This is a genomic window from Paenibacillus validus NBRC 15382, from assembly GCF_004000985.1.
Taxonomy (GTDB): Bacteria; Bacillota; Bacilli; order Paenibacillales; family NBRC-103111; genus Paenibacillus_G; species Paenibacillus_G validus.
On the sequence record NZ_BIMH01000002.1, the window covers coordinates 141855 to 160678 of the forward strand.

Annotated in this window: 20 protein-coding genes; 8 read left to right on the forward strand and 12 right to left on the reverse strand. The window is 55.5% G+C overall.

Annotation, left to right across the window (positions count from 1 at the left end; genetic code table 11):
• Window positions 1-59: 59 nt before the first annotated feature.
• The 3 genes from PVA01S_RS02570 to PVA01S_RS26425 all read right to left on the reverse strand — a co-directional run bounded on the left by PVA01S_RS02570 (window position 60) and on the right by PVA01S_RS26425 (window position 1941).
• Window positions 60-1229 (reverse strand): transglutaminase domain-containing protein, encoded by a 1170-nt coding sequence (locus tag PVA01S_RS02570; protein ID WP_230876079.1) that lies wholly within the window; start codon window positions 1227-1229, stop codon window positions 60-62.
• 53 nt (window positions 1230-1282) lie between these two features.
• Entirely contained in the window at window positions 1283-1717 is a 435-nt protein-coding gene (locus PVA01S_RS02575; protein ID WP_230876080.1) for a hypothetical protein, read from the reverse strand.
• A gap of 71 nt (window positions 1718-1788) precedes the next feature.
• Window positions 1789-1941, reverse strand: a complete 153-nt coding sequence (locus PVA01S_RS26425) for a hypothetical protein (RefSeq protein ID WP_155614613.1) — start codon at window positions 1939-1941, stop codon at window positions 1789-1791.
• Between the two features lie 208 nt (window positions 1942-2149).
• Between PVA01S_RS26425 and PVA01S_RS02580 the strand changes: the two genes are divergently transcribed.
• From PVA01S_RS02580 to PVA01S_RS02590, 3 genes are all read left to right on the forward strand, one after another.
• A complete protein-coding gene (locus tag PVA01S_RS02580) occupies window positions 2150-3334 on the forward strand; it encodes an MFS transporter (protein WP_127604933.1) in 1185 nt (394 codons plus the stop codon).
• A gap of 383 nt (window positions 3335-3717) precedes the next feature.
• Window positions 3718-5319, forward strand: coding sequence for an S-layer homology domain-containing protein (locus PVA01S_RS02585; RefSeq protein ID WP_127604935.1), 1602 nt, complete (start codon window positions 3718-3720; stop codon window positions 5317-5319).
• A gap of 279 nt (window positions 5320-5598) precedes the next feature.
• Window positions 5599-5958, forward strand: a complete 360-nt coding sequence (locus tag PVA01S_RS02590; protein WP_127604937.1) for a ribonuclease M5 — start codon at window positions 5599-5601, stop codon at window positions 5956-5958.
• A 6-nt stretch (window positions 5959-5964) separates the two neighbouring features.
• Here PVA01S_RS02590 and PVA01S_RS02595 read toward each other — a convergent pair whose 3' ends face one another.
• The 9 genes from PVA01S_RS02595 to PVA01S_RS02635 form a co-directional block, all read right to left on the reverse strand.
• Window positions 5965-6894, reverse strand: coding sequence for an AEC family transporter (locus tag PVA01S_RS02595; protein WP_127604939.1), 930 nt, complete (start codon window positions 6892-6894; stop codon window positions 5965-5967).
• Between the two features lie 24 nt (window positions 6895-6918).
• Window positions 6919-7530, reverse strand: coding sequence for an SCO family protein (locus PVA01S_RS02600; protein ID WP_127604941.1), 612 nt, complete (start codon window positions 7528-7530; stop codon window positions 6919-6921).
• Between the two features lie 71 nt (window positions 7531-7601).
• Window positions 7602-8549, reverse strand: coding sequence for a heme o synthase (gene cyoE, locus PVA01S_RS02605; protein ID WP_054799845.1), 948 nt, complete (start codon window positions 8547-8549; stop codon window positions 7602-7604).
• A gap of 237 nt (window positions 8550-8786) precedes the next feature.
• Window positions 8787-9623, reverse strand: a complete 837-nt coding sequence (locus tag PVA01S_RS02610; RefSeq protein WP_054796354.1) for an urease accessory protein UreD — start codon at window positions 9621-9623, stop codon at window positions 8787-8789.
• Window positions 9616-10275 (reverse strand): urease accessory protein UreG, encoded by a 660-nt coding sequence (gene ureG, locus PVA01S_RS02615; protein WP_127604943.1) that lies wholly within the window; start codon window positions 10273-10275, stop codon window positions 9616-9618. Before ureG ends, PVA01S_RS02610 begins: the two co-directional genes overlap by 8 nt.
• A gap of 56 nt (window positions 10276-10331) precedes the next feature.
• The gene (locus PVA01S_RS02620) at window positions 10332-11033 is read right to left on the reverse strand and encodes an urease accessory protein UreF (protein ID WP_127604945.1); all 702 of its coding nucleotides are present in this window, start codon (window positions 11031-11033) and stop codon (window positions 10332-10334) included.
• Between the two features lie 15 nt (window positions 11034-11048).
• Entirely contained in the window at window positions 11049-12779 is a 1731-nt protein-coding gene (gene ureC / locus PVA01S_RS02625; RefSeq protein WP_127604947.1) for an urease subunit alpha, read from the reverse strand.
• Complete coding sequence (locus tag PVA01S_RS27125) at window positions 12780-13145, reverse strand: urease subunit beta (RefSeq protein WP_127604949.1); 366 nt, start codon at window positions 13143-13145, stop codon at window positions 12780-12782.
• A 39-nt stretch (window positions 13146-13184) separates the two neighbouring features.
• Window positions 13185-13490: an urease subunit gamma gene (locus PVA01S_RS02635; RefSeq protein ID WP_127604950.1), complete on the reverse strand. Its 306-nt coding sequence runs from the start codon at window positions 13488-13490 to the stop codon at window positions 13185-13187.
• A 340-nt stretch (window positions 13491-13830) separates the two neighbouring features.
• Here PVA01S_RS02635 and urtA point away from each other — a divergent pair, with 340 nt between their 5' ends.
• The 5 genes from urtA (at window position 13831) to urtE (ending at window position 18766) form a co-directional block, all read left to right on the forward strand.
• The gene (gene urtA / locus PVA01S_RS02640) at window positions 13831-15075 is read left to right on the forward strand and encodes an urea ABC transporter substrate-binding protein (protein ID WP_127605056.1); all 1245 of its coding nucleotides are present in this window, start codon (window positions 13831-13833) and stop codon (window positions 15073-15075) included.
• A gap of 117 nt (window positions 15076-15192) precedes the next feature.
• Window positions 15193-16098: an urea ABC transporter permease subunit UrtB gene (gene urtB, locus PVA01S_RS02645; protein ID WP_127604952.1), complete on the forward strand. Its 906-nt coding sequence runs from the start codon at window positions 15193-15195 to the stop codon at window positions 16096-16098.
• Between the two features lie 23 nt (window positions 16099-16121).
• Window positions 16122-17234, forward strand: a complete 1113-nt coding sequence (urtC, locus tag PVA01S_RS02650) for an urea ABC transporter permease subunit UrtC (protein WP_127604954.1) — start codon at window positions 16122-16124, stop codon at window positions 17232-17234.
• 19 nt (window positions 17235-17253) lie between these two features.
• Window positions 17254-18051 carry an urea ABC transporter ATP-binding protein UrtD gene (gene urtD, locus PVA01S_RS02655; protein WP_127604956.1) on the forward strand — a complete coding sequence of 266 codons (798 nt, stop codon included), beginning with the start codon at window positions 17254-17256 and terminating at the stop codon, window positions 18049-18051.
• Window positions 18038-18766 carry an urea ABC transporter ATP-binding subunit UrtE gene (gene urtE, locus PVA01S_RS02660; protein WP_127604958.1) on the forward strand — a complete coding sequence of 243 codons (729 nt, stop codon included), beginning with the start codon at window positions 18038-18040 and terminating at the stop codon, window positions 18764-18766. The genes urtD and urtE overlap by 14 nt, the downstream gene beginning before the upstream one ends.
• The last annotated feature ends 58 nt before the right edge of the window (window positions 18767-18824 follow it).

The window sequence follows — 18824 nt, forward strand, 5'->3', positions numbered from 1 at the left end:
AAACCATAAAAAAGCCGGAAGACCGCTGTTCGCGATCCTTCGGCCAGGAAACGGAGACGTTACGCCTCCTTAATATGCGTATCGTTGAAGTTCGGCGGATTGAACCAATTGCCGCCGCTGGCGACCCATGTGGAATCGAGTGGCACCCAAGCTTTCTTCTCGGACAAGTATACCTCGTTCCAGGCATGCGGTCCGTAACCGCCCCGGCCGTCGTAGCCGAGTCCGGTCACAACCTTCACATCGAGCCCGACGGAACGGGCCATGACGGCATACAGCCTGGAGAAGTCGATGCAGACGCCTTTTCTCGTAGTGAATGTATCCTCGGGCGTCTGCTCCTTCCAGATGCGCTGTTCCTCGTAAAGCTTGACTTTGTCCCAGTCGTACGAGACCCGCGTGCCGACCCAGCGGTAGAGCAGCTTCGCCTTCTCCTCGTCGGTTTTCGCCTTGGCTGTCACCTGCCGGGCCGCCTGCGCGATATCCGGCGCGATCCGGGCGTCGAGCACCTCGTATTTGCGCTGTAAAATGTTGCTGAACTCCTGCTCTACCGCACGGGTAAAAACAGGCAGCTGATTGGCCAGAAAATCGCCGGTTACCGGCTGAATGACTTCCTTGGCGCCTTTCTGGTATAACGAGGACGCTTGAATGTAACCCGCCACAGGCGTTTGCGGAAACAGCGTCGTGAAAATGAACAGAGCGGCAACCAGGACAAGGCCCCGGCCGAGCCCCGTCACCCCGCCGATACCGCCGCCCAGCAGGCTGCTGAATACCGTCGGCGCGCCTCCGTTTTCCCCGGATCGCGGCAAACGGTCGCCGCGAGCGGACAGCCAGCCGTCCACAACGGGATCGATCAGCCGGTAGACGAGCTGTTTGATCAGACCGTAGCCGACCACGAAGAGCACACTGTTCCGCAGCAGCGAGAAATCCCGCAGCCCCGTCACGACGGTATAATAGAACTGCTCCCAAAAACCGAGCTCCTCGGACGGAATGGTAATATTCAAGCCGACGAGCCAAGCCTGTACTTTCGGCGACATCCCGTTCGTCAGCATCCACGCGAGGAACAAGCTGACAAGTGTAACGGCGCCCTCCGTCACCATCAGCGCCAAATGCTTGGCCGAAGAGGAAGCGCCGCGAAACAATCCTTGTATGACGGAAAAGAAAAATACTGCAGCAATAAGCAGCGTGACGGCGTTGAGCGACATCGCCGTCCTTAGCAAGTCCGTATCGCCCATACCTCCTCCTCCTTCCTACCCGGCCCGGTTGATGTCAAGCGCGGCTCCCTCCATTACAAACCCGCGTTCTTTTTCGCTTGGTCAATCAAGCCTTTGATAACATCATCCATTTTGACCGTGAAGGTCTGGTTCATAAACGTCACCTTCACATCGCCCTCGCCGGCTTTGCCTTCGAGCTTGATGCTTTTCGTCGTAACCGTGAACGATCCGTCGGGATTCGCCGCGTACTTGGCCTCTTTGATTTCTTCGCTGAACGTTCGGGCCAACTGGGCCTTCACTTCCGCTGCCGCTTGCGCCCCCACCGTCGTGCCGAATTCAAGCAGTTGATCTTTATAATTCGCCCCGTAGTAGAACAGCCCCGCTAACACAGCCAGCACGAGAATCCATTTCATCACCGTCTTCACCAGGTTGACGACGATGAACAGGACGACGAGCGCACCCACGATGACGTACCACCGGTCCTGTAAAAAATTCATGATAAAGTCCATCCGCTCTCCCCCTCCTTCAATCCCATGTGCGGCTAAACTAGCCGCTTTCCCCATCATACAACAGCTGGTCTCTACTCTTCATCTCTTTTTTTTCGCAGCTCGGCGAGCTTTCGCCGGATCTCGTCAGAACGATCCTTGTGCCCGGTGCCCTTGCGCGTTCTTTTCAACCGAAGCGCCGAAACGACCAGCACGGCGATCAGCAGCACCCACATGAAACCTTCCATTTGGCCGTCGCCCCTTTCTGTTAGGGTTGCAAACCGTTAATCGGGCTAATCGTTAACCCGTTCAATTATTGAGGAGTTTTCCAACTGTTGTACTAACTTGGCCGAGCCCAGCGTAAACGTATAAAGAGCTTGTATGAATAAGCCGGCAACGAACATCGGCAGTACCCGCTGTAACCGTTGCGGGATTAGAGAACCTCGGGGTGATAGGATGAAAACCGCTATATGGCTTTATTTGTTTATGTTCGTCGCGATTTTCGATCTGCACGCGCAGTATCCGATTTTGTCGCCGTTCGCCGTGTCCTTGGGCGCCGCCCCTTCGTTCATCGGCCTCATTCTCGGCGTCTATTCCATTACGCATCTTCCGGGCAACTTGATCGCCGGATACGGCGTCGATCGCTTCGGCAGCAAAAAATTTATTCTCTTCAGCCTGATTGTAGCAGGAGTGCTTCTCTTGATTCAATCCCGGGTCACCGACCCGTGGCAGCTTCTGATTATCCGCTCGTTCAGCGGGTTCGTCCTTGCCTTTCTGTCTCCGGCTTGTTTATCCATGCTGGCGAAAATCGCCAAGGACCGCGTCCACCAAGGCAAATTGATGTCCGGCAACGGAATGGTGCATACGCTGGCGTCCGTCATGAGCCCGGCGGCCGGCGCTTATTTGGTGGCCCGCTTCGGCTTCGAACAGTCGTTCGTTTATTTGGGATGGGGCTTAATCACCACGGGCGTACTGGCCTCTATCTTCGTCAAAGAAAGCCCGGCTCCCAGGATGGCCGCGTTCGCGGAGCCCTCAAAAGCGTCGGACGCGCACCATACAACGTCTTCGAATGACGCTTCAGAGCTTGAGACCGCCGCCGGATCGGGTACGATTCCATGGCTGTTTTTCTGCATCCCGCTGGCTCTCTCCTGCTCCCAGGGCATTCTGTTCTTCGAGCTGCCGCTGATGAAAGAGACGCACAGCTCGATTATGACCTCCGGCATATTTTTCTCCTTGGTCAGCTTAGGATCGCTAGTGACGCTCAGCTTGTTATTCTTAAACCGGGTATCGCCGGTCTGGCGCGTATCGTTCGGGAGCTTGGCGCTCGCGTTCACTTTCTTCGGCATGTCGGTGCATTGGCCGCTTCCGATGTCGGTTTCGCTGTTCCTGATCGGGATGGCGAAAGGCGTTATTTTCCCCGCAATCGCTTCTTTTCTTGCCGGGGTCACAAGTGCCAGCCGGTACGGACGCACGTTCTCGTTTTTATCGATATCGTATTCGGTAGGGGCCTTTATCGGCCCGATCGTCTCGGGACATGTACGCGACATCATGTCTCCTTATTTTATCGCATTCGCGTTCCTGATGATCGCCTTATCGATGGTTCCGTTCCGGGCGATTCTGACACCGTCCCGCACATCTTGAGCCGCGGCCGCAAGCCTCGCCGTCCATGAACCGGTCTTTCGCCCGGTTCCGGGCGGCTTTTTTTGTCACATGAGAAGATGGTCGCAAACGGATAGGCCAAAAGTACAAATTAGGGTAAATCCCGCAACCTTATGTAAATGGCCTCCGTTAAGGAGAAACCACCGTGTTTCAGACCAGACAAGCTTGGGTAATCTCCATAGGACTACCCGACGAAGATGAAACATGATTTGGCAGTACGGACATAAATTGGATGTTCGTGCCGAACTCTTCTGGTGGAATTTCTTAAACGAAGGAGGTGACTAGTTTTGTCCGACCCATCTCATCATGAATATCGCACAGACCCCGTTCGATTACCAGATCAAGCAGAAAGGAGTGAATCGCGAATGAAGCCTTCTGTTCTACAGAAGACGGCACACTTTACCGTTCTTATGATGATGTTATCGTTTGTATTGCCGGTTTTGGCCTACGCGGGTACTGGTTTTAAGGATTTGACTTATAAGAACGGCACGGTCACCGGAACCGTATATTCCGATGTGTACAGCTCCTCCGTAACGCCGTCCGTTTATTTCTATGATCCGAGCGGAAACTACTTGGGCGTTACGACCGCTACATACACCGTGTACGACGGCGTGTACAACTATGGATTTACCCTCAATAACGTAAGCACCTTCGATTACGTCCAAGTATACGGACCGAAAGGAACCGGCTTTAACGTGGCGGATTCCGTCTATCAATCCGTATACTTGACGACAGATCCGGGCAACTCCGGAGGCGGCGGTGGCTGCTGCGCAGGCGGAGGCGGAGGCGGTTCTCCTTCCACCGGCTCTGAATCGATTCAAGTCGGCGCCGACGGAAGCGTCAATGCCGATACCTTGAAGAGCTCGTTCGAAAAGTACGACACCGTTACGCTGAACTTGAGCGGAGACAGCGTCTCCATTCCGGCCAAAGCGTTAGAGAGCTTCGCTTCCGATACTGACAAGCTGTTGAAGGTGACGAATGCGAACGGCACGTATAACATTCCGCTGCACGTCTTGAAGCTAAGCGACCTGGCCGCGAAGGTTGCAGTCACCGTCAGCGAGCTGACGGTGAAAATTACGATTGCCAAGGCCGATACGGCAACCAGCAGCGCGGTGGACGCCGCAGCGAAGCAGTTGGGCGGCTCGGTGCTTGCCCAGCCGGTCGACTTCAACATCGTCGGCGTCGGCAAAGACGGCAAAACCGCAGCTCCGGATTTCGGCAGTCATTACCTCAGCCGTGTGCTCCCGTTAAGCGGAAGCGAGAATCTCTCCAGGGCGACCGGAGTTCTGTACAACCCGGCCACCGGGAAGCTGAGCTTCGTTCCTACGCTATTCACAGATAAGCAGGCGACGCTGAAGCGTAACGGCAGCAGCTTGTACGCCGTCATTCAGCTCGACAAGAGCTTCGCCGACATCAGCGGGCACTGGGCGCAGCCTTACGTGGAACTGCTTGCAAACAAGCTCGTCGTGGACGGCGTAACCGATACGTCTTTCCAACCGGAGCGCAGTATCACCCGCGCCGAATTTGCGGCTTTGGTCGTCCGTGCGCTCGGTCTTGAGCCGTCCGGCAGCGCCGGATCGTTCCAGGACGTGGCCGCAAGCGATTGGTTCGCCGGCGTCGTCGGAACCGCAGCAGCCGCGAAGCTGATCGACGGCTACGAAGACGGCACATTCCGTCCGAATGCCACGATTAACCGCGAAGAACTGGCCGCCATGGTCGTCCGCGCTCTGGCCTATGCGAAAGCGAAGCCGGATGTAACGCCGACCGAACAAGCGGCGCTGCTCGCGAAGTTCAAGGACTCCGGCACCATCGTCTGGGCGCAGCATGAACTGGCCGTCGCCATTCACGCCGGGATCATCGACGGCATGACGAGCGATACGCTCGGCGCTCGCCAGGATGCGACCCGTGCGCAGTCGGCCGCCATGCTGAAGCGCCTGCTTGTGAAGGCGAACTTCATTAACGAATAAGAATCGATCTTGTACGTACGAACAGCCCCGGCGCTTCCATAACGGAAGCGGCCGGGGCTGTTATTTATTCATCGTTTAACAACACGTATTTGTGCATCGACAAACTTCATAAAAGCCAAACGGCCCGTGTCGTCATGCGCTTCCCTGCCGCCTCATCGCCCGCTGGGCCTTCGACAATTTCCTGGGAAATATGTACAGGAACAGGTTGGATCGGACAGTAATAGGGGATATACTACATCTAAAGCGTACATAAAATAAGACGGAATGCGAGGAACGAGTATGCCGATTGCCATTATTGTCGAAGGAAAAAACGACAAGAGCCGTCTGAAACGGCTGCTAACGGACGATATTCTGATCGTGTGTACCTTCGGTTCTTTAAATACCGACCGCCTGGAGGAGCTAAAGAAATCGGTCGGCACCCGGGACGTCTATATATTCACCGATAACGACTCTTCCGGCAAGAAAATAAGAGGTATCCTGCGGGATACGTTCCCGGACGCCGAACAAATTTATACCCGCCGCGGCTACGCAGGCGTCGAAGGTACGCCGGACGAATATTTAATTCAACAGTTAGAAAAGGCCGGGCTCGAGGAATATATCTTATATCCGCCCGTGCTCCCGACCTTTGAGAAGTTTTAAGTCCGTTTATGCGATGAATTTCATTAAATAAATGACAAGCGTGACGGTAAAAATACTGAAGATCGTCGAAGAAAAAACAACCTGGGACGAAAATTCCGGTTCATTATCGTACTCTACCGCAAGCAGCACACTGCTTAACGAAGTTGGCACCGCACAGGAAAGCACAAGCGCTTGCGCCATGACGCCGTCGATGCCGAGCAGCTTGACGATAGCAAATCCGACCGCCGGACCGATGCACAGCCGAAGCACATTGGACAGCATGACGTCCGAGAAATTCAGCTTCCATTTCATGCTGCCCAGCTGTACGCCTAGCGTGAGCAGGGCGGTTGCGATGAACGCGTTAGAGATATAGTTGATCGGCGTATATACCGGGTCCGGAATCGGCACCTCCAGTCCGCGCAGCAGGAAGGCAACCGGAATCACATAGATGACGGGCATCGTCAGGATCGTGCGCATCGTCGCCTTGCTATCGTTCTTATTGGTCGCACTGCTCACCGAATAAATGCCGTACGTGTTCGGAATAAGACTCTGCATCATCATGATAATGATTTGAACCGACAGCGTGAACGCATCGCCGACAAACACGAGCTGGTTGAGCGGAATCGCATAGTTGGCGCTGTTGTAAAAGATGACGCTGTTCCGCATCGCCGGTACCATGCCGCCTTCATATCTCCGCACGCGGATGACGATTTCGATCAGCATGTACATGGCGGCGAAGAATAGAGAGAAAAACAGCAGCGTTTGCCCGATTAGCGCTAACGAAAGTTGCGATTCATATAACATTTTGAAGACGATAGCCGGAGAAAATAAATAAAAGTTCAGCTTGGACAATGTCTTAATATCCAGTCGGAAAGCTCGATACAACCAAATCCCCAGCACAATCATAATCGTTAAAGGAATAACGTTATTCAATAAAATATGCGTAAAAACGTTCATGCTGGCGCGAGCCTCCGAAGCAAGCTATTTTTCTTTGCTGATTTTAATCAAATCAGCTGCCACTTTCTCCACGTCCAAGTTCTCGTCAGCGGCCGTATAGTACGTTCGCAGATCGCCTTTGCCGTCTACGAGCAGGAACAAGTTGCTGTGGGTCCAGGTATCTGCTTTCGGATCTTTGGCTACCATAACGCCGAACTTCTCGGCCAGTTCCACAGTCGCTTTCTCTTCGCCGCGCAGGAAATACCAGCCGTTATAATCCGGATGATAACGGTCGGCGAATTCTTTCAGCCGTTCCGGCGTATCTTTCGTCGGATCGAAAGTGATCGACAGTAATGCCGTTTTCGTTCCGAATACGCCTTTCTCCTTAAGACTGTCCTGAATTTTCGACAGCGTATACGTCGACGGCGGGCATACGTCTGGACACGTGGAGAAGAAGAAATATACAAGCTTCGCTTTCCCCGCCGTATCGGCTAAGGTGACCTCTTTGCCGTCCAGATTTTGCAGTTTGAAGTCGGGCGCTTTGCGCAAGACGTCCATCGTCTGCTCCTCCGGACCTTTCAACAGCATGTAACTGAACGTTCCAATCAAGCCGAGCAGCAGCACAATCACGACAATCTTAAATGAATTCTTCGGCATCTGTAAGCCCCTCTCTTCATAAAACAATCCCAGCCCGTAAGCGAGGCGTGGGATCGTTCGAAAGTATATGATTACGGCAGCAACGTCGTCGACGTCGTGCTGATCATCATGATGATGAATAAAAACATCAAGTAGTTGACGGAGAAGATAAACATCTTTTTGGCCCATTGCATATCGTCTTTGGCTTTAAAGCCTTTCAAGCTGAGGAATGCCCAGTACAGCCCCATCAGCACCGCCGCGTAAAAGTACAATTCACCGACATAGTCGAACACGTACAGCAGCAGCGAAACCGGCACAAGCAGCACAATGTAACGGATCATGGCCATCTTGGTCGGGTAAATGCCTTGAACGACCGGCAGCAGCGGAAAGCCTGCCGCACGGTACTCCTCCATGCGGCGGATGCCGAGCGCCCAGAAGTGAGGCGGCTGCCACAGGAACAAGATACCGAATAGGATAAGCGCCCCCATGTCAAACTGCTGCTGCACCGCGCAGTAGCCGATGATCGGAGGCACCGCGCCGGAGAAGCTGCCGACGAACGTGCTCCATACGGAAGTCCGTTTAAACCAGGCGGTATACACCCACACGTACAGGAACAATCCGATCAGCCCAAGCAGCGTCGATAACGGACTGCCGACCAAAAACCATAACACCGCCAAACCGGCCACGCCGAGCACGATGCCATACCCGAGCACCACCTGCGGGGAAATGCGTCCGCTCGCCAAGGCGCGCTTCTTCGTACGCTCCATCTTCGCGTCCAGATCGCGGTCCAAGTAGTTATTCAATACCGTGCCCGATGCCATCACGAGCGCGGTTCCTAGCAGCATATAAATCAGCTTCAACCAATCAATTTGCCAGCCGGACGCTACCCAAAATCCACCCAAGGCTGTAAGTGAGTTGGAGAAAATAAGACCGGGTTTGATCAGTTGATAGAAGTCTTTCCAACTTACCGGTGCACTTGCCGTCGATTCTGCCGCTGCGGCCGTTTCGACATGAAGCTCCAGGCTTGCCTGCTCTTTCAATTTGTGAACCTCCTTGTGTGAAAAATCGAACAAGCGTTGTTGCGATTTGTCCACGCTTTTACATGTCCCCTTTATAATAGCAACCTAAGGGTCGTTTGACAACAAACCGGGCACGGTGTTCAAAATATTGTCGAATGCGCAAAAAAAACAAGCGACCGCGGGCTGCGGCGCTTGCCAAATTCACTTATGGCTTATTACCCGATTCATTCTAGACCTGATCTATTTTATAGAAGAAAGTCATTTTGGAATGACAAATGCCTGACGGTCGAACAGCCGCTGCCGCACAAACAGCCAGGCCGCATGCAGCAGCTGCTGCAGCTCGAACACGCGCCGACCTAAGACGAAGACGGCCAAGCCGTAGCGGTACGTCAAACTGACGCCGACATACAGCTCGGGGAATTTGGCGGCGAATTCCGATAAATGCTGCCGCAGCTCCTCCACAACGGCCGCATCCGCCCGCTCCGAGAACAAATAAAACATGCCGAGATGCGTAAAGCTGTGCCATCGCGGAATAACGCCGACCCTCCCCTCCTTCGGGACGATTTGCTGCTTCGCTTGGTAAATCATTTCCCCGTCATAGGCGACGGTGAACCGGCTGCGAAGCTTCTCATAATGGAAACGTTCGCCGCGATGCGTCCGGCCGGGGCAAGTGAGCTCGCTAAGCATCAAGGTCGAGCCCCGCTCCATCTCAACCGCGGTGTCACTGATCAGCGTCGCGTCCCGATACAACATGAGCGGTTCCGGCATATATTCGACGTAAGCGTCCTTGCCGAGGTGCAGACGCTGCCGCTGTTCGCTTACGGCGTTCTCACCGTCACGGGGCGGATGCACCTTCGTATACGACTGGTTCGTGATCAGCACATCGGCGGTTTCCCCGATTCGCCATTCCAGCTCGTAGCAATCCCCGGCCATGATGCCCGGTGAAGCGTCCATAACATAAATGCCGAGCTGGTTGCCCGGGAACGGGAACGTTTTGGCGATTTTCAACGGATACGTCTGCGCGTGCCGCCGAAGCTGCGTGCTTCCGTTCGCACAGACAATATCCGCGGAAATCGTGCCGCTGACTTTAGACATGGCTGTATTCGTGTTCGATCCATGCCACGATATCGTCGAGTCCCTGACCGTTGAACAAGTTCGAGAAAACGAACGGCTTGTCGCCGCGCATGCGGATCGTATCCTCCTCCATGACCTGCAGGGACGCGCCGACGTGCGGAGCCAAGTCGATTTTGTTGATAATCAGCATGTCGGAGCGCATAATGCCGGGACCGCCCTTGCGCGGAATCTTCTCGCCCTGCGCCACGTCGATAATATAGATGAAGCGATCCACCAATTCCGGACTGAACGCCGCCGCCAGATTATCGCCTCCGCTTTCGATAAAGATGATGTCAAGCTCCTGGAAACGGCGCTCAAGCTCCTCAATCGCTTCGAAGTTCATCGAGGCGTCTTCGCGGATCGCCGTATGCGGGCAGCCGCCCGTCTCTACGCCGATAATACGCTCCGGAGGCAGTGCTCCCGAATGAATCAGAATACGCGCATCCTCTTTCGTATAAATATCGTTGGTAATGACCGCAACGCTGTATTTATCGTTCAGCTTGCGGGCGAGTCTTTCGACAAGCGCCGTTTTACCGGAACCTACAGGGCCTCCGATGCCGATTCGCATCGGACGGTCTCCTTCAATATTCGGCGCCTCCCATTGATGGTGGTGATGAGCTCCTCCTTGACACATTTCGCACCATTCCTCCTTCATTATTGATAGGATTAAATTCTATTTACGATAATGTTTTATGACATAAACAATCGTGAATATAAACCTTCATGACGCATCATGGCAATCTCGATTAGTGGCACGCTGCTGTAACCATCCTCCAACGGGTCTAATATCGACGCTTGCCTCCATGACCCGGCGATCGCCGGCATCAGCGAGGCGAGCAGCTTTTGCCCTTCGGTTTGGCCGAGCGACATGAGCCGGAGGCCGCTGTTCACTGCCGTGAGGGCGCATTGGTACAAGTACCCCTCCGCCGCCATAGTCAGCGGTACGCCAAGCTGCCGCGCGATCCAGCCGTGGATCAGCGGATGCGTGCCGGGACATCGGGCGTCCCGTATTGCGGTGGCAAGCGGCTCCCACTCAAGGTCCGGGTACATCGACCGCGCCAGCTGAAACAGCCTGCGGCCCATTTTGACCGTGCCTTCCCTCGTCTCCAGCGCCGGCCGCTGCATATGCTGCATCCGGTCCAAGCTCCACAAATCGTCCCACCTTGACGCCGGCGACCATTCGTAAACCGCCTTGACGGCAAGCGCGTCGACAGCGGACCAGCTACAGTACAGCATCGCTTCAATAAATTCACGCAGGTGGCCCGGAGTCATCACCCGGCCTTCCTGAACGAGCGTTTCGAGTCCGAAGGAATGGGAGAAGCCTCCGATCGGCAGCGCTGAATCGAGCAGCTGCGAGTAGGCCAGCCAGGAATATCCTCCGCCCGAATTCATCCTTGTACAGCCTCCTTAAAATAAGAAGTAACGCTGCGCCATCGGCAGCACGCTCGCCGGTTCGCACGTGATCGACGCCCCGTCCACCTTCACTTCGTACGTTTCCGGGTCCACCTCAATCGAAGGCGTCTGATCATTATGAATCATATCCTTCTTCTTAACAGTCCGGCAGCCCTTGACCGGCTCCACCCGCTTGTTAAGCCCGAGCTTCTTGTGTACACCGGCATCGAAAGCGGCTTGCGATACGAACGTGATGCTGTGCTTCAGCGCCATGCCGAACGCGCCGAACATCGGCCGTCCGAACACCGGCTGCGGCGTCGGAATGGAGGCGTTCGGGTCGCCCATCTGGGCGTAGGCGATCAAGCCGCTTTTCACGACCAGGTCGGGCTTCACCCCGAAGAAGGCCGGCGACCAAACGACGAGATCGGCCACTTTGCCGACCTCCACCGAGCCGACGAGATGCGAAATGCCGTGGGTGATTGCCGGGTTGATCGTATATTTGGCCACATACCGCTTGATCCGGAAATTATCGTGGGCTTGCGTGACCGCCGCATCCTCTTCCGGCGCAGGCAAGTAACCGCGCTGCTTTTTCATCTTATCCGCCGTTTGCCACGTACGGATGATCACTTCGCCTACGCGCCCCATCGCTTGCGAATCCGAGCTGAGCATGCTAAACACGCCCAGGTCGTGCAGAATGTCCTCTGCGGCGATCGTTTCCGGCCGGATGCGCGAGTCGGCGAAGGCCACGTCTTCCGGTATGCGGCTATCCAGATGATGGCAAACCATCAGCATATCCAAGTGCTCCTCTACCGTGTTCACGGTATAGGGCCGGGTCGGATTCGTCGAGGACGGCAGCACGTTCAGCTCCGACGCGATCCGGATGATGTCGGGCGCATGCCCGCCGCCCGCTCCTTCCGTATGGTACGTATGAATCGTCCGGCCGCCGATCGCCCGTATCGTGTCTTCCACGAAGCCCGACTCATTCAGCGTATCCGTATGAATGGCGACCTGTACATCGTAACGGTCGGCAACGCCTAAGCAAGCGTCAATCGCCGCAGGCGTCGTCCCCCAGTCCTCATGAAGCTTCAATCCGATCGCTCCCGCTTCAACCTGTTCGGCCAGCGGTTCGGGGAACGAGGCGTTCCCTTTGCCGGTAAAGCCGAGATTCATCGGGAACGCCTCCGCCGCTTCCAGCATCCGATGAATGTGCCAAGCGCCCGGCGTACAAGTGGTCGCGTTCGTGCCCGCCGCGGGACCGGTGCCGCCGCCGATCATCGTCGTCACCCCTGAAGCCAGCGCCGTTTCGATCTGCTGCGGACATATATAATGAATGTGCGTATCGATCCCGCCGGCGGTAATGATTTTCCCTTCGCCCGCAATCACCTCGGTCGATGCGCCGACAATCATATTCGGATCGACGCCGTCCATGACGTCGGGATTGCCCGCCTTGCCGATCCCGACGATGAGGCCGTCCTTCACGCCGATATCCGCTTTGTAAATGCCGGTGTAATCGATCACGACCGCGTTCGTAATGAGCGTATCGAGTACGCCCTGATCCCGGGTGTGCCGGCTTGATTGCCCCATCCCGTCGCGAATCACTTTGCCGCCGCCGAATTTACACTCTTCGCCGTATACAGTGAAGTCCTTCTCTATCTCCGCCCACAGGTCGGTATCCGCGAGTCGGATCGCATCCCCCACAGTCGGTCCGAACATGAGCGCATACGCTTTACGGTCTATCGACGCCATCTAGATGCCATCCTCCCATTCGGCCAACCGGATGCGCACCGGTTCCGGCAGCTTTCCGCGGCGCACGCTGCCGGCGGACAATCCGTTTAAACCGAACGAAAGTCGTTCGCCCCCTAGCTCGACGAGCACGATCTCCTTCTCTTCGCCCGGTTCAAAACGGACGGCGGTACCGGCCGGAATGTTCAACCGCATGCCGTAAGCTTTCTCCCGATCGAAGCGAAGCCCCCGGTTTACTTCGAAAAAATGATAATGCGAGCCGACCTGAATCGGTCGGTCGCCGATATTGACGACGGTGATCACAGCTTCCGCTTTCCCGGCATTGATCGCCAGGCTGCCCTCACGAACCCGAAATTCGCCAGGTATCATTGGAATCTCCCCCTCCGTTTCGATGAACGTATTACGCCTTTAAAATTTGATCGGCTGGTGCACGGTCACCAGCTTCGTTCCGTCCGGGAACGTCGCCTCCACCTGCACTTCATGAATCATGTCGGGCACGCCCTCCATCACTTGTTCCGCCTTTAATACCGTTGTTCCGAACTGCATCAAGGCCGCCACCGACATACCGCTCCGGGCCCCCTCCATCAGCTCGGACGTAATCAAAGCTACGCTCTCGGGATAATTCAGCTTAACGCCCCGTTCCAGACGCCGCCGTGCCAAATCCGCAGCGACCGTGATGAGCAGTTTTTCTTTCTCCCTTTCCGTCAAAAACATCGGTGCACCTCCAAAACACGAATAATGAGGATGAGATTAGGTTTTATTATATTCGCGCTTATTACGTTTGTAAACAATTTATGTCATTTAATATAACATAAAAAGAGCTGAAAAAGGAGGTTATCTCTAATTTTAACCGAAAATCCTAATAATAACGTCAGTATCAGGTCAGATACAAAGTGAATTTAGTCGATTATTTTTTTGATGTAATATATATTGACATAATTTCCGGATGTCACTATGATAATCGTGTGATCACCAATTTCCAAATAATAGGGGAGTGGATGAATTGAGAAACCAAAAACAAAGACAAAACCAAAGACAAAGCTTAACCGTACTTATGGCAGGAGCGCTTGCATGGACGGCGCTGCTTGCCGGATGCGCAAGCCAGACAACGCCGGCCGCCACCTCGGGCTCCGAAACCCCAACAGCGACCATGACCGAAGCCCCGAAAGACGGGGACGCCGGCACCGTGCCCGTCGGCGTGCTGCACTCGTTGACCGGCACCATGTCCATCAGCGAAGTATCCGTTCGAGATGCGACTTTGCTCGCCATCGAGGAAATCAATAAAGCCGGCGGTGTGCTCGGCAAACAAATCAAGCCGATCGTTGAAGACGGCGCGTCTGACTGGCCGACTTTTGCAGAGAAGACGAAAAAGCTGCTTCAAAAAGACAAAGCAGCAGTGATCTTCGGCGGGTGGACGTCGTCGAGCCGGAAAGCGGTTCTCCCCGTCGTCGAACAGAACAAAGGCCTGTTCTTCTACCCGGTCCAGTACGAAGGTCTGGAAGCATCTCCGAACATCTTCTACACCGGCGCTACGACGAACCAACAAATTGTACCGGCCGTCACATGGCTCTTGCAGAATAAAGGCAAAACATTTTTCCTCCTCGGCTCCGACTATGTCTTCCCGCGCACGGCAAACAAGATTATTAAAGAGCAGCTGAAAGCCGAAGGCGGCACCCTGATCGCCGAGGAATACACGCCGCTCGGCCATACCGACTACAACACGATCATCAGCAAAATCAAGAAGGAAAAGCCGGACATCGTCTTCAACACGTTGAACGGAGACAGCAACGTCGCCTTCTTCAAACAATTGAAGGATGCCGGCATCAGCGCAAGCGACCTGACGACCTTGTCCGTCAGCGTGGCGGAAGAAGAAATCCGCGGTATCGGCGCCTCCGTGCTCGAAGGGCATTACGCAGCATGGAACTATTACCAAACGACCGATACGCCGGAGAACCGAAAATTCGTTAAAGCCTACAAAGCGAAATATGGCCAGGACCGCGTAACCGACGACCCGATCGAAGCCGGATACTTCGGCGTATACCTGTGGGCGGAGGCCGTTAAGAAAGCCGGTTCCTTCGAGGTTGACAAGGTGAAAGAAGCTGCCAAGGGCCTCGAATTCAACGCACCGGGCGGCAAAGTGAAAATTGACGGCGACAATCAGCACGTATTCAAAACGGTACGGATCGGCCAGGTGCAAGCCGACGGCCAATTTAAAGAAGTTTGGAACTCGGGCCAGCCGGTGAAGCCGGATCCGTTCCTCACCACGTATCCTTGGGGCGCGGAAGTGACCAAGAAATAATCACGCTGCACATCGTAGAACTGAACGTATTTCTGGACGCGGGACTGCCTTCGGGCGGTCCCTTTCCTTCAACCTCACCTTTACAGCTTGACTCCCAAACAAGGAGGCGAACCTGCCATGAGCATTTTGCTGCTTCAGTTGTTTAACGGCATTTCCCTCAGCTCGATTTTGCTGCTCATCGCACTCGGGCTGGCCATTACGTTCGGTCTGATGAATGTGATCAACATGGCGCACGGCGAGTTCCTGATGATCGGCGCCTATATGGCCTACATGATCCAGCTGGCGTTTCAAAAATATGTGCCCGCCTCGGCATTCGGCTATTATTTTGCCGTCTCGCTCGCCGTCTCGTTCCTCGCGGCGGGCCTGATCGGTTGGATACTGGAAAAAACGCTGATCCGTTTCCTCTACGGCCGCCCGCTCGACAGCCTGCTCGCCACTTGGGGCGTCAGTCTTGTACTGCAGCAGCTTGCACGCTCGATCTTCGGAGCGCCTAACGTCGCCGTCAAAGCGCCAAGCTGGCTCGAAGGCGGCTGGACCGTCACGGCCGAGCTCATCCTGCCTTACAAGCGGCTGTTCATTATTGCCTTAGCCGCCCTGTGCATCATCGGCCTTTATTGGTTCTTGTACCACACCCGTAACGGACGCAACATGCAGGCCGTCATGCAGAACCGTTCGATGGCCGCGTGCGTCGGCATTTCCACCAAACGCGTGGATGCGCTCGGCTTTGGGCTCGGTTCGGGACTCGCCGGCATCGCCGGCTGCGCCTTGACGCTGCTCGGTCCGATCGGCCCTTCGATCGGCACCTATTATATTGTAGACGCGTTCATGGTCGTCGTGCTCGGAGGCATCGGCAAAATCGTCGGCACGGTCGTCGGCGCGCTCGGCATCGGTGTCCTGAACACCGCCTTCGAATACTCGACGAGCGCCACGCTCGGCAAAGTCATCGTGTTTACCCTGATTATCGCGTTCCTGCAATGGAAGCCGGCCGGGCTCGTCACGATGAAGTCGCGTGCGCTGGATTAAACCGCAGAAGGAGTGTATGACGCATGAAACTGACGTTAGGCAGTACCCAAACCAAAGCGATTGCCACCGTGATTTTAATCGCTCTTTTATGCTTGGCCCCTATGGCGTTGTCCGAATTCAGGCTCGGTCTGTTGGGCAAATTTCTGGCATTCGCCATCCTGGCCATGGGGCTCGATCTGATCTGGGGCTATACCGGAATCCTGAGTCTCGGCCATGGCGTTTACTTCGGGCTGGGCGCCTACTGCATGGCGATGCACCTGAAGCTCGTCGCCTCCGATGGCGGGCTGCCGGACTTCATGTCATGGAGCGGCGTGGAGAAGCTGCCCTGGTTTTGGGCGCCCTTTCATTCCGCCGGAGCGGCCCTGCTGCTGGCCATAGCCGTGCCTACGCTGGTCGCCCTCTTCCTCGGTTATCTCACGTTCCGCAATCGCATCCGGGGCTCCTTTTTCTCCATCCTGTCGCAAGCGCTCGTCATCATCACCGTCACCTTATTCGTCGGCCAGCAGGGGTATACCGGAGGGTCGAACGGCTTGACGAGCTTCAGCACGTTTCTCGGAATGCCCGTGGGCGATCCTGCGACCAAAACCCTATTTTATTACGTGACGGTCGTGCTCGTCGGGCTCGTCATTTGCTTTTGCCTGTGGCTAACGTCCGGCAAGCTCGGCAACATCTTAATCGCCATTCGCGACTCAGAGAACCGGGTACGGTTCCTCGGCTACAACCCCGTCGCTTATAAAGTATTCATCTATTGCGTGTCCGCCGCGCTCGCCGGGCTGGCCGGCGTCATGTTCGTGCTGCATGAAGGCATCATCTCTCCTGCACAGATGGGCATCGTCCCTTCTATTGAAATGGTGCTGTGGGTCGCCGTCGGCGGCCGGGCCACCATCTTCGGTGCCATAATCGGCACCATCCTGACGAACAGCGCCAAAACAACGTTCAGCGAAGCGTATCCGGACTGGTGGCCGATTCTGATCGGCGCGATGTTCATTGTTGTGACGATGTTTTTGCCGAAGGGCATTGTCGGGTCGATCCACGATCTGTTGAAGCGCCGGAAGAAGACCACATCGTCACCCGCTTCCCCGCGAAGCAGCGCATCGCTCGCCGCAACGGCAGGCACTGAGCCCAACAACACCTGATAAGAAGGAGGCCTCACCCATGATCCACCCTCTAACGTCACCGCGTACAGAAGCAGCCTCCCCCCTCATTCGCATCGAAAACCTGGAAGTCAGCTTCAGCGGCTTTAAAGCGATTCGCGGACTGAATCTGCTGCTCGCTCCGGGGGAACTGCGCTTTTTGATCGGTCCGAACGGCGCCGGCAAGACGACCCTTCTCGACGTGCTCTGCGGCAAGGTGAAGCCGTCGAAGGGCAGCGTTAAGTTCAAGGACAAGATCGACCTGGCTCGCCACCAGGAGCATCAAATCGCACAGCTGGGCATCGGACGCAAATTCCAAGCTCCCTCCATCTTCTCCACCCTATCCGTTTACGAAAACATGCTGCTCGCTGTCAAACAAAAGCGCGGTATCTTCGGCGCTCTGTTCACTTCGTCGCCCCCCCAGCAGCGGGCCCGCATCCGGCATTATTTAGAGATGGTCGGACTCGCGCATAAGGAGACGGCGGCGGCCGGCTCGCTCTCGCATGGGGAGAAGCAGTGGCTTGAAATCGGCATGCTGCTGAGTCAGGAGCCGGAGCTGCTGCTGCTCGATGAACCGGCCGCCGGCATGACAGACAGCGAGACCGGGAAAACCGGCGAGCTGCTGCAGCGGATCAGCCGAAGCCAGACAGTCGTTGTCGTCGAGCACGACATGGAATTCGTGCGTCAGTTCGCCCAAATCGTAACGGTTATGCATGAGGGCGCCACTTTGCGGGAAGGCACGATGGAGGAGATTCAGAACGACGATAAAGTCGCCGAGGTTTACTTAGGGAGGAGGACGGAACGACATGACGAAGGATAGCGGCGTAAATGCCGGGCTGCGCCTGCAAGCGTTGGAAGCCGGATACGGGGAGAGCATGATTCTGCGGCAAGTCACGCTGCAGGTAAAACCCGGCCAAGTCGTATGTTTGATGGGCCGTAACGGCGTCGGCAAAACAACGACGATGAAAACGATCATGGGCCTGATCAAGCCGCGAAGCGGCAGCATTTCCTATGCAGGCCAAGACATAACGCGATTTTCACCCGATCTGCGCGCCAAGGCCGGCATCGGCTACGTCCCGCAGGGCCGGGACATTTTCCCCCAGCTGACGATTGAAGAAAATTTGCTGCTTGGCCTGGAAGCCGCGCCTTCCAAGCTGCGCAAAGCCGGCATTCCCGATTCCGTCTTCGAGAATTTTCCCATTCTCCGGGAAATGCTTCACCGGAAGGGCGGTGATTTGAGCGGCGGCCAACAGCAGCAGCTTGCGATCGCCCGCGCCCTTGCTGCCGAGCCGAGGCTGCTGCTGCTCGACGAACCGATGGAAGGCATCCAGCCCTCTATCGTTCAGGATATCGAGCGCGCCATCGAAGCGATCAAGAAAATCGGGAATACGTCCGTGCTGCTGGTCGAACAGAGTCTAACGTTCGCGACAAGCATCGCCGATTATTATTACGTTCTCGATAAAGGCGTCATTGTGGCCGAAGGCGATCCTTCGCAATTAAGCGAAGAGATGGTGCGCAAACACCTGGTTGTATAACGAAGGGAGCCATCCGCCCCGAGCCTGTAAGCAAAAACAGGCTCGCTTTGGCGTTCCC